A 13,415-nucleotide genomic window follows, 5' to 3' on the forward strand; every position below is an offset into this window, starting at 1 on the left:
GCTACCAGCGCAGCGGACGTTGCGCCAGGGTGCGTGACAGCTGCTCGCACAGTGCGCGCGCTTCGGCGTCCGGCAGGAACCGGATGCGCAGCGGCGGAGACGTCGTGCCCGCGCCGGCCGTGTCCAGCCACAGCGTGGCCGTCCCGCAGCGCCGGTCGAGGGGATTGCGCGTGAGCTGCAGTGCCTGCAGTTTGTCGAGTTCGGCGAAGCGCCAGTGGCGGCTCCACCAGCCTTCGCGCACGGCAACCAGCTCGTCGTTGACGGCGTAGCCGGCGGCGCGGACATGTCGGCGGGCGACATACCCGGACCAGGGCAGCCACAGCAGGGCCAGCAATCCCCACCATCCCAGGCCCCAGGCGGCCAGCGCCATCAGCAGCAACGCGATGGGCAGGCCGGGAAGCGCGAGCCGCCACCATGCGTTACGCGGCTGCGGCCGCCATTCGAGCCGCGCCCACGCCGAATGCGGCAGCAGGTGTTCGATGAGCGAGTCGCATGCGGCCGGCGTCGCCACCGGCGCGAGCTCTCGCAGCGCGCGCTGCTGGTTGTGCTGTTCGGCCACGGCCGTGTCGATGTCGAGGCTGCGTCGACCGAGCAGGCGGTGCATGACGTTCTCGCGCAACGTCCATGCCTGGATGCGCCGGCGCGAAGCGCTGGTGCGCCAGCGTGCAAGCAGGCCGCGTTCCACCGTGAGGCGGCGGCCGCTCTCGCTCAGGATGAAGCCGTGGTATTGCAGCAGCGCGAGCAGGATCGAGAACAGGCGCAGCAGCACGATCGCGACCAGGGCGAGGCTGATGCCGGCCACGGCGACGTGCACGGATCCCTGCATGCCATTTTGCGAAGCCCAGCCCAGGAGCCATTGGCCCCAGCGCTCCAGCAGGTTGGGCAGCATCCGCGGGCTGTATTGCGAGAGGCCGCCGATCGCGGCGCCGACGACGATCAGGCCGCGGTTCGAGATCATGCCGAGGCGGATGACTTCGCCAGGGGGCAGCGTGAGCAGCGGCGCGGCCGTCGCAGGCGCCTGGATGCCCGGTCCGGCATGGACACCGCGCCGGCGCACGAGGGTCTCCAGCGCCAGTGCATCGGCCAGCTTGAGCACGCGCATTTCCGCTTCCGGCTTCTGCCCACCCGCGGATTCCAGCCGCACCTCGGCGACACCGAACATGCGGTGCAGCAGCGACTGCTGCAGGGCGACGTTGTGGATGCGCGCGAACGGAATGACCCGCACGCTGCGTTCGAGCACACCGCTGCGCACGATCAGCGCCTCGTCGCTGAAGCCATAGCGATACGTGAAATAGCGCCATACCGATACCAGGGCGAGCACGCCGACGCCGATCAGCGGCCACAGCTCATTGCGGTCCCCGCCGAAGAAGAATGCCGCGACCAAGGGCACGACGAATTGCCTGAGCTGCTGCAGCAACGCGAACAGCCAGGACATCGGGTGAAGGCGATGGCTGGCGTGGGCGACGTCGGTCATGGGCACGGTCATGGGCCGCGTTGGCGGAGTTCAGGCGCCCTGCGGGCCGTCGTCGTCATCGCGGTCGATCTGCCGGCCGAGGGTGTCGCGCAGGCGTTCGGCATCGGCTTCGTCCAGGTACGCCAGCGTCACCGCGCTGTGCCGCGTGCCCGCGGTGTGCACCACCAGCGTGGCGAGCCGGCGCCTGCGCTGCCACGGCCCGCGCTTGAGGTCGAGGTGCTGCACGCGGGTGGCCGGCACGCGGGTCTCGCGCTGGAACAGGCGGCCGCGCCGTATCGCAAGGCCCGTCGAATCGAGCCGCCATGCGACGTGGCGGAACTGGCGGACGCCCAGCCACAGCGCGAGTGCGCCCGCCATTACCGCGGCGGCGATCCCACCCACGATGGCCGGCAGCCCCACCAGGCGGAACACGACGAATCCGGCCACCGCCACCGGCAGCGCCACGCCGGTGCGCGAAACGGCAAACAGCAGGCGCGCGCGCGCGGGCAGTGGCTGCCAATCCGAGTTGTCCAAGGTGGCAGTGTCGATCTCCATCGGAGCTGCTTCCATAGTCATCGGATTCCGCGGTACGGATTGTCCTCACCGCGCCCGGACGGCCGCAGCGTGTAGCGCTTGTAGGTCCATTGGTACTGGCTCGGATCGCGCCGCGCAATGCGTTCGAGTGCGCTGTTGAGCGCGGTCACCGCGATCACAGGGTCGGCGTCGGCAACGGCTTCCGGCGCGGCATCGATATGCAGGGCAAACGCGGGGCGACCCTCGCGGCCGCCGTCGATGCGCTCGCAGTAGGCGAACATCACCGCGGCGCCAGTACGGTTTGCCAGGCGTCCCAGCAGCGTCATCGTCAGCGCGGGCACGCCGAAGAACGGGGCGAACTCGCCGTCGCCCTGCTTGGGCTGCTGGTCGGGCAGGATGCCGACCACGCCGCCGTCCTTGAGGATCTTGAACAGCTGGCGCACGCCCGGACCTTCCGCGCGCACCTGCGTCACGCGGTGCGCGTTGGCGTCGTCGGCGCGGACGCGGCGCAGGAAGGCGTCGCCGATCTCCGATTCCGGCGGGGCGTACAGGATCGCGAGCGGCGTGTGGGAGGCGAGCCACTGGTTCAGCAGTTCCCAGTTGCCGTAATGCGGCGCGGCGACGATCACGCCGCGGCCGGCACTGATCGCCGCATCGAACAATTCAACGCCGTGGTGCTCCCGGATCAGCCCGAGATTCTCGGTGTGCGGCCGCGTCCAGAACCGCAGCGTCTCGATCGCCTGGCGTGCGGTGGTGCGCACGATGCGTTGCTGCAGTTCCTCGCGTTGCGCCGGAAGCAGGCCCGGCTCGATGAGTTCGAGGTTGCGGCGTGCCACCCGCGCCTCGCGCGAATCCCGGCGCAGCATGAGCGTCGCGACGCCGTCGCCCAGGCGCATCAGCCAGGGCCAGGGCAGGCGGGCGAGGAGCGCGGCGCAGAAGTAGAGGAAGCGGGCGAGGAAGTCGGCCATCGCATTCAGTGTAGCCGCCGCTCCGCGCGATCAACCCGTGGCGATCCACTCGCGGCGATCCACCCGTGCCGTATTTGGGGAGCGCGATTTTGGGGAGCGCGATCGGGAAGCCCGCGCTTAGCCCGTACGATTCCCGGATCCCATTCGCGATCTCCGCCCATGCTTGCCCTGATCCAGCGCGTCACCGAAGCCCGTGTCACCGTCGACGGTGAAATCGTCGGCGCCATTGGTCCCGGCCTGCTGGCCCTGGTGGGGGTCGAGCCTGGCGACGGCGATGCGCAGGTCGCGCGCATGGCCGACCGCCTGCTCGGCTACCGCGTCTTCGCCGACGCCCAGGGGCGGATGAACCTCGGCCTGGCCGAGACCGGTGGCGGCCTGCTGCTGGTCAGCCAGTTCACCCTCGCCGCCGATACCGCGAGCGGCATGCGTCCGGGCTTCTCCACCGCGGCGGAGCCCGGGCTGGCTGAACCCGTGTTCAACCGGCTGCTGTCAACGTGTCGGCAAAAGCACGCACCCGGGGTGGAAACCGGGCGGTTCGGCGCCCATATGGTGATCAGCCTGGTCAACGACGGCCCCGTGACTTTCCTGCTCAAGGCGTAAGCCGAAGCCGATGGGTCCGAGGCGCCGCCGACTCCTGATGCTGCGAGCCGGGCGGCGCGCGGCGACTTGCAGGGACCAGGCGTTTCTGACCGGGCAGTACCCGCTTCCGCTGGTATAATGCTTGGTTCCCTTAGTACCCCTCCCGGTGTCCACTCCATGGCCAACGAACGTCCGGCGCCTCAGTCCGACATCAAGCAGCTCATCAGCAAGGGCCTGGAACAGGGCTACCTGACCTACGCCGAAGTCAACGATCACCTGCCCGACGACCTCGTCGATGCGGAGCAGATCGAAGACATCATCGGCATGATCAACGGCATGGGCATCGAGGTGCATGAAGTTGCGCCCGACGCCGAAACCCTGCTGCTCGCTGGCGAAGCCGCCGGCGGTGGCCGCGAGGTCGATGAAACCGCTGCCGAAGAAGCCGCCGCGGCGCTGACCGCGCTCGATGGCGAAGGTGGCCGCACCACCGACCCGGTGCGCATGTACATGCGCGAGATGGGCACCGTCGAGCTGCTGACGCGCGAAGGCGAAATCGCCATCGCCAAGCGCATCGAGGAAGGCCTGAACCAGATGCAGGCCGCGCTGGCTTCGTTCCCGGCCACGATCGCCCACATCCTCGCCGACTACGAGACCCACAAGACCGGCAAGAAGCGCCTGGCCGAAATCGTGGTCGGTTTCCTCGACGCAGAGCCCGAACCCGAGCCCGTGCCGGTCGTGGCCGCTGAAGTCGACGCCGACGAGGAAGATGAAGAAGTCGAAGTCGCCGGTGCCGACGAAGAAGCCGCGGAAGAGGGCCCAACCGGTCCGGATCCGGCCGAAGTCGCCGAGCGCATGGGCAAGATCGCCGAGGCCTATGGCCGCTTCGAGAAGGCCTATGCCAAGCACGGCCCGAGCCACAAGAGCGTGCTCAAGGCGCGCGAGGAAATGGCGGAAGTCTTCGTCACCCTCAAGCTGCCGCTTGGCCTGACCGACACGCTGGTCCGGAACCTGCGCGACGTGCAGAACAAGATCAAGGAGCACGAGCGCCGCATCCTCGACCTGTCCACGCGCGTCGCCCGCATGCCGCGCAAGGATTTCATCCGCGCGTGGGAAGGCAACCAGACCAACCTCGGTTGGGTCGACGACGTGCTCAAGCGCAAGCAGAAGTGGTCGTCGGGCCTGCGCGACGTCAAGGACCAGATCATTTCCGAGCAGGAAGCGACCATCGCCATCGAGCAGGTGAACTTTCTGACCCTGGCGGACATGAAGGAAATCAGCCGCGCGATGGCCTATGGCGAAGCCAAGGCGCGCAAGGCGAAGAAGGAAATGGTCGAGGCCAACCTGCGCCTGGTGATCTCGATCGCCAAGAAGTACACCAACCGCGGCCTGCAGTTCCTCGACCTGATCCAGGAAGGCAACATCGGCCTGATGAAGGCGGTCGACAAGTTCGAATACCGTCGCGGCTACAAGTTCTCGACCTATGCGACCTGGTGGATCCGCCAGGCCATCACCCGCTCGATCGCCGACCAGGCGCGCACCATCCGCATCCCGGTGCACATGATCGAGACGATCAACAAGCTCAACCGCATTTCCCGCCAGATGCTCCAGCAGTACGGCCGCGAGGCCACGCCGGAGGAGCTGGCCAAGGAAATGGACATGCCGGAAGACAAGATCCGCAAGGTCATGAAGATCGCGAAGGAACCGATCTCCATGGAAACCCCGATCGGCGACGACGAGGATTCGCACCTGGGCGACTTCATCGAGGACACCAATGTGGAGTCCCCGGTGGATGCGACCACCAACATCAACCTGTCGGAAACCGTGCGCGACGTGCTCGCCGGCCTGACTCCGCGGGAAGCCAAGGTGCTGCGCATGCGCTTCGGCATCGACATGAACACCGACCACACGCTGGAAGAAGTCGGCAAACAGTTCGACGTCACCCGCGAGCGCATCCGCCAGATCGAAGCCAAGGCGCTGCGCAAGCTGCGCCACCCGAGCCGTTCGGAACAGCTGCGCAGCTTCCTCGATATCGACTGATCTGCGCTCGTCCACGTGCGACACCCGAAGGCCCGCCATGTGCGGGCCTTCGCTTTTCTGGCGACGCACCGACCGTGCTCCTCACGCGCTGTTAACGCGCACTGGCGAGAGCATGGCCGGAGACGCGTGGCAGTGTGCGTTTCACTCCTCAGTGACCCCGGATGGGCCGGGGCGCATACCCGGGAAACGATCATGAAACGAATCCTCGCCTTGTGCATTGCGCTCGCCTTGGCGGCGTGCGCCAGCGATCCGGGCACACGCACGACGCAGAAGCAAACCGGCTCCGTCGTAGCGGGCGCGGTGGTCGGTGGCCTGGTCGGCAACATGTTCGGGAGCGGCACCGGCAAGGTGCTGATGACCGCGGCCGGCGCGGTCGCCGGCGGTTTCATCGGCAACCACATGTTCAAGAAGCACGCCAAGTCCGAGTACGAAAAGGACGCCGCGCAGCGCGCGCTCAACAATGCGGCCTCCGGACAGAAAGTGACGTGGACGGATGCGCGCACCAACGAGTCCGGCTATTTCGTCGCGCTCAACACCAAGCAGATGTCCGATGGCCGCATATGCCGCGATTTCCGCCGTGGCCTGACCGTGGGCGGCCAGCAGGTCGACGAGACCAGCGGCACCGCCTGCAAGAAATCCAATGGCCAATGGGATGCGTCCTGACCGGAGCGAGCAACGATGAACAAGTTCATGCGAATCACCTTCGGCGTGGCCGCGCTAGCGCTGGCGGCATCCGCCATGGCGCAGGTGACCCCCGACCCGGCGCCTGACCGTTTCGACGCCGCCGACACCAACCACGATGGCAAGATCGCCCGGGCCGAGTACGACGGTTTCGTCACGGAGCTGGTGCTGCTCTACGACGTTGATCGCGACGGCAAGCTCAGCCGCGCCGAGGTCGCCACTGCCCGCGACCCGAGCAAGTTCGACGTCATCGACGCCAACCACGACGCGTCCCTCGTACTCGGGGAGATCGCCGCCTTCAGCGACAACGATTTCAAGGTGATGGATGCCAACGGCGATGGCGTGATCGATCGCGAGGAATCCAAGCGCGGAAAATGAGTCCCCGGAATTCCTGCCCGCGACGGCCGCCTCGGCGGCCGTCGTCGTTTTCGCCAACGCTCGTGCCGCCGAGCCGGCGGCCCTCGTGCGGCCAGGGCGAACGCCGGCAATCCGCCTCGAGCGCGATGGGTTTCTCCACCGCGACGCCAGCCCGTATCATCTGCGTCCTGCAGCGGGCCTATAGCTCAATGGTTAGAGCAGAGGACTCATAATCCTTTGGTTCCAGGTTCGAGTCCTGGTGGGCCCACCACATAAGCGTCCAGCATTGTCCAAGCAAGTCCAGGATTCGGCCATAAACCCCGCAAAGTGCGGGGTTTTTTGTCCGCTATCGTCCTGGCCTATCCGATTGAATCCGGAAGAAAAGTGAGTCACGCTGTGAGTCAGAGGGCTGGCCGCGGGTCGGCTGACTCACAAATGGCTGACTCACATGCTCACCGACACCAAGCTGCGCACACTCAAGCCGCGCGAGCGCGCATACCGCCTCGCGGATACCAATGGCTTGTGCATCGAAGTCCGGCCTAGCGGTTCGAAGGTCTGGCGATATCGATATCGCTACGCCGGCAAACCAAGCATCATCACGATGGCGGAATACCCGGCGATGGGACTGGCGGAGGCGCGCGCCGAACGAGATCGCCTACGCGCCTTGGTAAAGGGTGGGGGTAATCCATCACTCGCCGCCAAGATCGAGCGAGCTGCGAACATCGAGCGGGTAGAGACGACGTTCGGCGCGATCGCGGCCGAGCTACTGCTCAAGCGGGCGAAGGAAGGTTTGAGCCCCGGGTCCGTGAAGCGCGAGCGCCGACTGATTGAGAAGGACATGGCGGCCGTCGGCGGCATACCCATTACCGACCTGACGGCGCCGCTGTTGCTGGCCTCGCTACGAAAACTAGAGAAGCGGGGCGTGGTGGAGACAGCCCATCGGGCCCGATCGCTAGCCGGTCGCGTATTCCGATACGCGATCGCGACGGGTCGTGCCCAGAGCAATCCAGCAGACGATCTGTCTGGGGCGCTCGAGCAGCCGCAGACGAAGCATTTCGCCAGCGTGACCGATCCCGCGAAGATCGGCGACTTGCTTCGGGCGATGCATTCCTACCGTGGATCCCCCGTTACTTTGGCGGCTTTGAAATTGGCCCCCATGCTGTTCGTCCGCCCAGGGGAGCTGCGGAAAGCGCGGTGGGTGGATATTGATCTGGGCACAGCGGAGTGGCGTTTCACCGCCAGCAAGACGGGGACACCGCACATCGTTCCGCTCCCATTTCAAGCGAAAGAGATCCTGGAAGATCTGCGACCTCTCACCAGTCGAAGCGAATTCGTCTTCCCTGGGGTCAGGAGCGCAAAGCGACCAATGAGCGAGAACACCATCAACGCCGCTTTGCGTTACATGGGCTTCAACGGGGAAACGATCACCGGGCATGGATTCCGGGCCATGGCTCGGACGGTCCTCGATGAGGTTCTGGCTTTTCGACCCGACTACATTGAGCACCAATTGGCGCACGCGGTGCGGGACCCGCTGGGGCGCGCATACAACCGAACCGCACATTTAACAGAGCGCAAGAAGATGATGCAGGCGTGGGCAGACTACTTGGACGGCCTGAGGCTTAACGACAACGTTGTGCCAATTATTCGGAAGGCCGTATGACCGATTGGGGCCTCTTAGCGCGAGTGGCTTCAAGTGGGTCAAGGCTTTCCTCTACAACAGTTATCGACCCAAGGCAGATTCTCGGGGCCGAGTGTAGCCAGAAGGCTCCCGGCGCCTGCCGCCGGGAGCGTGTCACCTCAGCGGCCCCAGCGACGTTCTGCCTGGCGCGCCTCGTAGGCCGATAACGTGGACACCTCGAAGCCGAGTGCTCGCGCCTTTCGGATGGCCTCGCGGATGTTTACCGACTGGTACTCGCAGTCTGTGTAGACGGCATATGCCAGTGCCAACGGCACGATCGGGTTCCGCATTCCGGGCTTGCGAGTGAAGTACTTGAACCGCCCCCACGAGACAGGTGCATCACGGCTGTCGTCGATCGAGTGATTGAACTGGCTGATCGTGTTCAAAACGAGCTCCTAGAGTGGATTTAGGACATGCGAAGTGCCTGCCCGCTCGTTCTTTACAAGAAACGCTAGATGCGTCTGGAAGGCCTATAGACGCCTCAACGGGGCTTGTTGAGGCCGATTTCAGACATTTCGTTGATTTCGCGTTGCGCGATTCGTGCGTTCTCGGATCGGCACTTGTCGCGCCCTCTGCAGGCCGTCAACGCCAACGGCCCAGACGTGAGACTGGTGGCGCAGGGCTCGCCCCAGTCTCCGCCCCTAAGTAGCTAGATCACCAAAGGCATGCAGGTGTCCGCTATTGGCCGAATGTGGCCGCAGCGGTTGGAATCGGTCGCTACTGGGACTAGACTGCCTCAGGCGCCCGCCTTGCTTGCACACGAGCAAAAACAGGCCTTATCCCTAGATCGATTCGACTTCTGGCCCGGCTGCCGGGGATTTAAACGTGTGCGCCTGACCCGGATCGGCTTGGCCATCGAGGGCGAGTCATGACCATCAAAGAACAGGCCTACCGTGCGCACGCGTTCCTCCAGGCACGCGGCGTTACTTCACTCAAGCGCAGCCATGTCCACGAGCTGCTCGCCGCCGCCGTGGGCTACCCCACCCATGCCGCGTTCCAGCACGACGCGGCCTGGTGCGACGTGCCGTTTAGCCTCACCGGTATCGATCCCGACTCGGGGGCTATGCGGGCCCGCTGCCGAGAGCTCGGCCTTCCTGCGGAAGCGTGCGAGCGGGTCGTCGAGGGGCTGCCTCTTTTTCTGCGCGACGCCGGCTACGCGCCGGTGCGGTTCGAAGCGCTGATCGCGGCGGTCGAAGAGCACGAAGATGGCCCCGACTGGTACGAGTGGGTATGGACACAGGTAGTCGAACCCGCGCACGGGGACATGGGCCTCTACTTCCAACACCAGCGGTTGCTGCTGGAAGGCCTAGAGGGTGCGGCTCAGCGCGGGGCGCCGGCCGCGCACTTGGCCATCGCGAAGCTGCTCGAGTCCGAGGCGGTGCTGTTTGGCGATGAAGAAGAGCGAATGAGGAGGCAAGTAAAGCGCGAGGGGACATGGACGAGTCCGTTCGTGAGCTTCGTAGATGTCGAGGCCAACGGACTGCGCGTGATAGAAAAGCACCGCCACCACCTGCTTGCCTCGGCCCGGGGCGGAGACATTCGCGCGCTAATGGAAACGGCCGAACGCTACGGCGACCCAGCGGTTCTCGAGCGATCGCCTTCGGATGAAATGGATCCGATGAGCATGGTCGAGATCGCGGGCGAGCACGGGGATGGAGAGAAGGTGCGCTATTGGCTCACGGTCGCCGCTCAGGAAGGCGACACCGGCGCAATGCGCGAGTTGATCCTCGACCATGGCGAGCAAGACGAGCAGGCGTGGGTGTGGATGCATCTGTCCCGCCTGCTGGAGGACGACCTGAGTCAGGACCGGTACGAAGCTATCAACGAGGACGGCACGCCCTACGACGATGACATAGGAGGACCTGCCTACGTTGGCGGCGACGAGGGCATCGACTTGAACCCGCTCGCGAGCGACGCCGATGCCGCCGCGCGCCAGGCGGCCGGGCAGCTATTCGCTCGGATCAACGTCCAGCGTAATCGCAGCTGACGGAGGTTCAACTCCGTGCACTAGGGATGCCGGCGAACGCCGGCGTTCCGCTGGCCAACCTCATAGTTGCGATTGGACAGGCAGCTCGCCCGGTCGGACCTTCGAAGCTCGTGCATGGTGGTCAACTTGCATTCCTGTTCCAGCGTGCGCAGATCGTTCTGTCTGCCAATCGAGATTTGTTCAGTGGACTTCCCAGCCCTCCAGCCGCCAACGAGCAGCTTGAGTTCTATGCCGACCAGTGAGAATGGCAACCGGTGGCTTGTGCTCCGGCCAAGCCAGCTCTGCGCACAGATCCCGGGAGAGGGAATATCCAACTTCGGGCGGGCCCAGTCCGGCTAGTCGTTCCCAAACCGATCCGGCGTGTTGCGAGACGTTCTGCCTGATCAGCGATTCCCGGTCGATCCGGTCAAGATGTGCCTTCAGAGCCTGTGCTTCGGCGCTGAGTTGCACACCTTTGCCGCGGGCCTGCCTGCCAGCCAAGTGGCTTCCCCGCATGGCTTCAAGATACGGCGACTCCTTGGCTGTTTCAGTGAGAAACATCAGGCGATGCTCAGCCCGGGTGGCTGCGACATAGAACAACCGACGCTCCTCTGCCAGCACGTCCTCTGCAGTGACGCCAAACGGGCCGAAGAGTTGATTGTCGGCGTGCACCTTGGGGAACTGCCGCAGCACGGCCTCCAGCACGATAACCGTGTCGGCTTCCTTCCCCTTGGCCTTGTGGGCGGTCATGACCTCGATCAGAGCGGTCCCGGCATCTAAATCGGACGCCATTTTTCCTAGGGCGAAGTCATTCGCAAGGACCTGCAGGTCCGGATGTTGGCGCAGGACCTGTTCGAGCCGACTACCGAACTCGGCCAACGTCGCGCCATAGGCACGACCTGTACGCGCCAGCAACAACACCGATGGCATCCAACGCGAACTTTGCGTTGCATTCGGGTAGATAGACTTCGCGACGTAGTCAGCGCACGCCTTCAGTGCCCTTGCAAGTTCCCAATTGACGCTTTTCCCACCATCGTCGCGAACCGTCGTGGCCGCCGCAAGGTAAATCGACCCATCCTCAGGCCAAGTTTTGTCGATTGCCACCACATCGACGTCACCATCAAAACCGTGGTGTGCGAGTGCTGGCTCACCTCGTCCTTCCATGAGCTGATTGCCGGCACCTACGATGGCCCTTCCCGAACGGCGATTTGTGGAGATGATCGCTGCACCGGCGCTAGGGAAGTAACCCTCAAAGCGGTTGAAAAAGGTCAGCTGTGCACCCGCGAAACCGTTGATGGCCTGCCAGTCGTCGCCTACCGCAACCAAACGAATCGATGGGTTCGCCTCAAGGATCGCGTTGATCAACCGGTAGTACAACTCGGAGAAGTCCTGAAACTCGTCGATAAGGATCCAGCGCAGGTCGCGAATAGCGATGGAGTCTGATTTGTCCAGTTGTAGGCGCGCCGCACCACCGCCTTCCCTCACGCACTCAGCGGCGGAGATCAACAGATCGTCGAAATCCATCGCCGACTGTTCGACCAGTCGCCGCTCGTAAGCGGCATAGGCATGCACGGCCAGCTCGTGGAAAGCGCGATTGCGAGGCTCGGGGTCAGGCTCGTCCCGCACGACTCTGGCCATGTCGTCTACCGCCCAGCCGCGCTTCTTCGCCCGCGAGATGAACTGCAGGAACAGTTCGGCCATCCTCGAGACGGTTCTTGGTGCCTCGGCGACCCGCCGGACCAGCTCATCATGTCCCAGCTTCTGGCAGCGGATACCGGCGCGCTCCAGCAAAGCCTGCAGCGAAGCCTCGAACGCCACGCGCCCGCCGGCCAGCATGCCGGCATGTGTTTCAACGAGCGCCACGCCGCGTTGCGCCCAGAACTTCCGCTTAGCTTTGATCTGGTCCAAGTAGTTCTGCGTGCTGGTGTCCCACCAGTCCGGGACATGCGCGCAAGGATCATTTGGGTCGATCGCCCAGTGCTCCAGGATGACATCGCAGCCGTCACCGATGATCGAAAAATCAGGACGATAGGCCGTACCATGCAGCCGATCCTGCTTGTCCCAAGACCAGACCTTTTCGTACTTGTGCGCGATGCCGTGCTCGAACAAGAAGTCGGCGATGAACTTCTCGCCATTGGATTTGACCGTCTCACCGCCCAGCGTGTAGTCCGCCATGGACCTACGGTAGGCAACGTACTCTTCCTTCGACAGATTGGAGCCGAGTCGATCCAACTGCTCCAGCTCCCGACGGAAGAACTCATAGAGTCGTTCGCGGAAGGCGGGGTTCATGATCGACCCGATGAGCCGCTCCACGAACCCAGTCTGTTTGCGACGTGATGGCGCCAAGTTGCCATCATCGAAGATCAGCTCTCGCCCGGCATGGTCTGCAAGCTGCCAAGCGAGACTATGGAAGGTACGGGCGTTTCGGAACTGATCGATCCCAGCCGCGCCGCGGACACGATCGCCGATCTCGTTCGCAGCCTTCTTGTTGAAGGCCAGAATGAGCACCTGGTCGGGCTCGAGCGCTTCGTCGTGAATAGTCAATGCCGCATGCGCGGCCAAGGTGCGGGTCTTGCCAGACCCGGCGCGTGCGCGGATCAAGCGATGTTGTTCGGGGCGAGCACAAGCGAGGAGCTGCTCTTCGTCAAGCGGCATGCCCAAGCGCGCCATGCGCAGTTGGACTTTAGGTAACTTGATGTGAGCGAGTTCTTCGGGGTCCACCAAGTCGGCATCAACCAGTTGGCGCACAAGCACATCGAGCTCTTGCAGCGAACCGGCGACATACACGTCAGCAACCTTGCGTACAGCGTCGGTACGCGCAATCAGCTGAGCGAACTGCAGCTCCGGCCACCAGGCCGCAGCCCCCGCATCATCGTAAAGCCGACGCGCCTGCTTAACCTCAAGCTCTTCTAGCAAGCCGAGTATGTTTGCCTTCAGTTCGGCCCTTTGCCGGGCAATTCGTGGCGCCTCTCGCTGGAGAATCACTGCCTCCAACGCCTGCGACGGAAACCAATCGGCGCAGTCGGCCGCGGTCCATGCATCGCGACTGTCCTGATACTTGTATTCCTCGATCATCCCAACCAGCTTGGAAAGCAATCCCAGCTTTCCTTCCAGTGGCAATTCCTGCCCTATGACTCCGGCGATGGGTTCGGACGGAAACCA

At 64.3% G+C, this 13,415-nt stretch carries 11 protein-coding genes and 1 tRNA gene; 7 read left to right on the forward strand and 5 right to left on the reverse strand.

What is annotated here, in order from left to right:
• Position 1: 1 nt before the first annotated feature.
• Genes ACXJJ9_RS05875 through ACXJJ9_RS05885 form a run of 3 tightly spaced genes read right to left on the reverse strand, consistent with a single transcriptional unit; the run spans position 2 to position 2,955 of the window.
• Positions 2-1,474 carry a PH domain-containing protein gene (locus ACXJJ9_RS05875; RefSeq protein ID WP_457096589.1) on the reverse strand — a complete coding sequence of 491 codons (1,473 nt, stop codon included), beginning with the start codon at positions 1,472-1,474 and terminating at the stop codon, positions 2-4.
• Positions 1,475-1,504: 30 nt separating this feature from the next.
• Positions 1,505-2,029 (reverse strand): PH domain-containing protein, encoded by a 525-nt coding sequence (locus ACXJJ9_RS05880; RefSeq protein ID WP_457096290.1) that lies wholly within the window; start codon positions 2,027-2,029, stop codon positions 1,505-1,507.
• A complete protein-coding gene (locus tag ACXJJ9_RS05885) occupies positions 2,026-2,955 on the reverse strand; it encodes a lauroyl acyltransferase (RefSeq protein WP_457096291.1) in 930 nt (309 codons plus the stop codon). The genes ACXJJ9_RS05880 and ACXJJ9_RS05885 overlap by 4 nt, the downstream gene beginning before the upstream one ends.
• A 159-nt stretch (positions 2,956-3,114) precedes the next feature.
• On the opposite strand from ACXJJ9_RS05885, the gene dtd reads away from it, so the two are divergent.
• The 6 genes from dtd (at position 3,115) to ACXJJ9_RS05915 (ending at position 8,269) form a co-directional block, all read left to right on the forward strand.
• Positions 3,115-3,555, forward strand: a complete 441-nt coding sequence (gene dtd, locus ACXJJ9_RS05890; protein WP_457096292.1) for a D-aminoacyl-tRNA deacylase — start codon at positions 3,115-3,117, stop codon at positions 3,553-3,555.
• Positions 3,556-3,711: 156 nt separating this feature from the next.
• A complete protein-coding gene (gene rpoD / locus ACXJJ9_RS05895) occupies positions 3,712-5,571 on the forward strand; it encodes an RNA polymerase sigma factor RpoD (RefSeq protein WP_457096293.1) in 1,860 nt (619 codons plus the stop codon).
• Positions 5,572-5,763: 192 nt separating this feature from the next.
• A complete protein-coding gene (locus tag ACXJJ9_RS05900; RefSeq protein ID WP_457096294.1) occupies positions 5,764-6,234 on the forward strand; it encodes an RT0821/Lpp0805 family surface protein in 471 nt (156 codons plus the stop codon).
• Between the two features lie 15 nt (positions 6,235-6,249).
• Positions 6,250-6,630 (forward strand): EF-hand domain-containing protein, encoded by a 381-nt coding sequence (locus ACXJJ9_RS05905; protein WP_457096295.1) that lies wholly within the window; start codon positions 6,250-6,252, stop codon positions 6,628-6,630.
• Between the two features lie 174 nt (positions 6,631-6,804).
• Positions 6,805-6,880 (forward strand) — tRNA-Ile (locus ACXJJ9_RS05910).
• 177 nt (positions 6,881-7,057) lie between these two features.
• Positions 7,058-8,269 carry a tyrosine-type recombinase/integrase gene (locus tag ACXJJ9_RS05915; RefSeq protein WP_457096296.1) on the forward strand — a complete coding sequence of 404 codons (1,212 nt, stop codon included), beginning with the start codon at positions 7,058-7,060 and terminating at the stop codon, positions 8,267-8,269.
• Between the two features lie 137 nt (positions 8,270-8,406).
• On the opposite strand, the gene ACXJJ9_RS05920 is transcribed toward ACXJJ9_RS05915, so the two are convergent.
• Positions 8,407-8,673: a hypothetical protein gene (locus tag ACXJJ9_RS05920; RefSeq protein WP_457096297.1), complete on the reverse strand. Its 267-nt coding sequence runs from the start codon at positions 8,671-8,673 to the stop codon at positions 8,407-8,409.
• Positions 8,674-9,155: 482 nt separating this feature from the next.
• Between ACXJJ9_RS05920 and ACXJJ9_RS05925 the strand changes: the two genes are divergently transcribed.
• Complete coding sequence (locus ACXJJ9_RS05925) at positions 9,156-10,274, forward strand: hypothetical protein (RefSeq protein WP_457096298.1); 1,119 nt, start codon at positions 9,156-9,158, stop codon at positions 10,272-10,274.
• Between the two features lie 180 nt (positions 10,275-10,454).
• On the opposite strand, the gene ACXJJ9_RS05930 is transcribed toward ACXJJ9_RS05925, so the two are convergent.
• On the reverse strand, positions 10,455-13,349 hold the full coding sequence (locus ACXJJ9_RS05930) for a UvrD-helicase domain-containing protein (protein ID WP_457096299.1): 2,895 nt from the start codon (positions 13,347-13,349) through the stop codon (positions 10,455-10,457).
• Positions 13,350-13,415: the final 66 nt, after the last annotated feature.

Source organism: Lysobacter sp. P5_B9, from assembly GCF_054049835.1.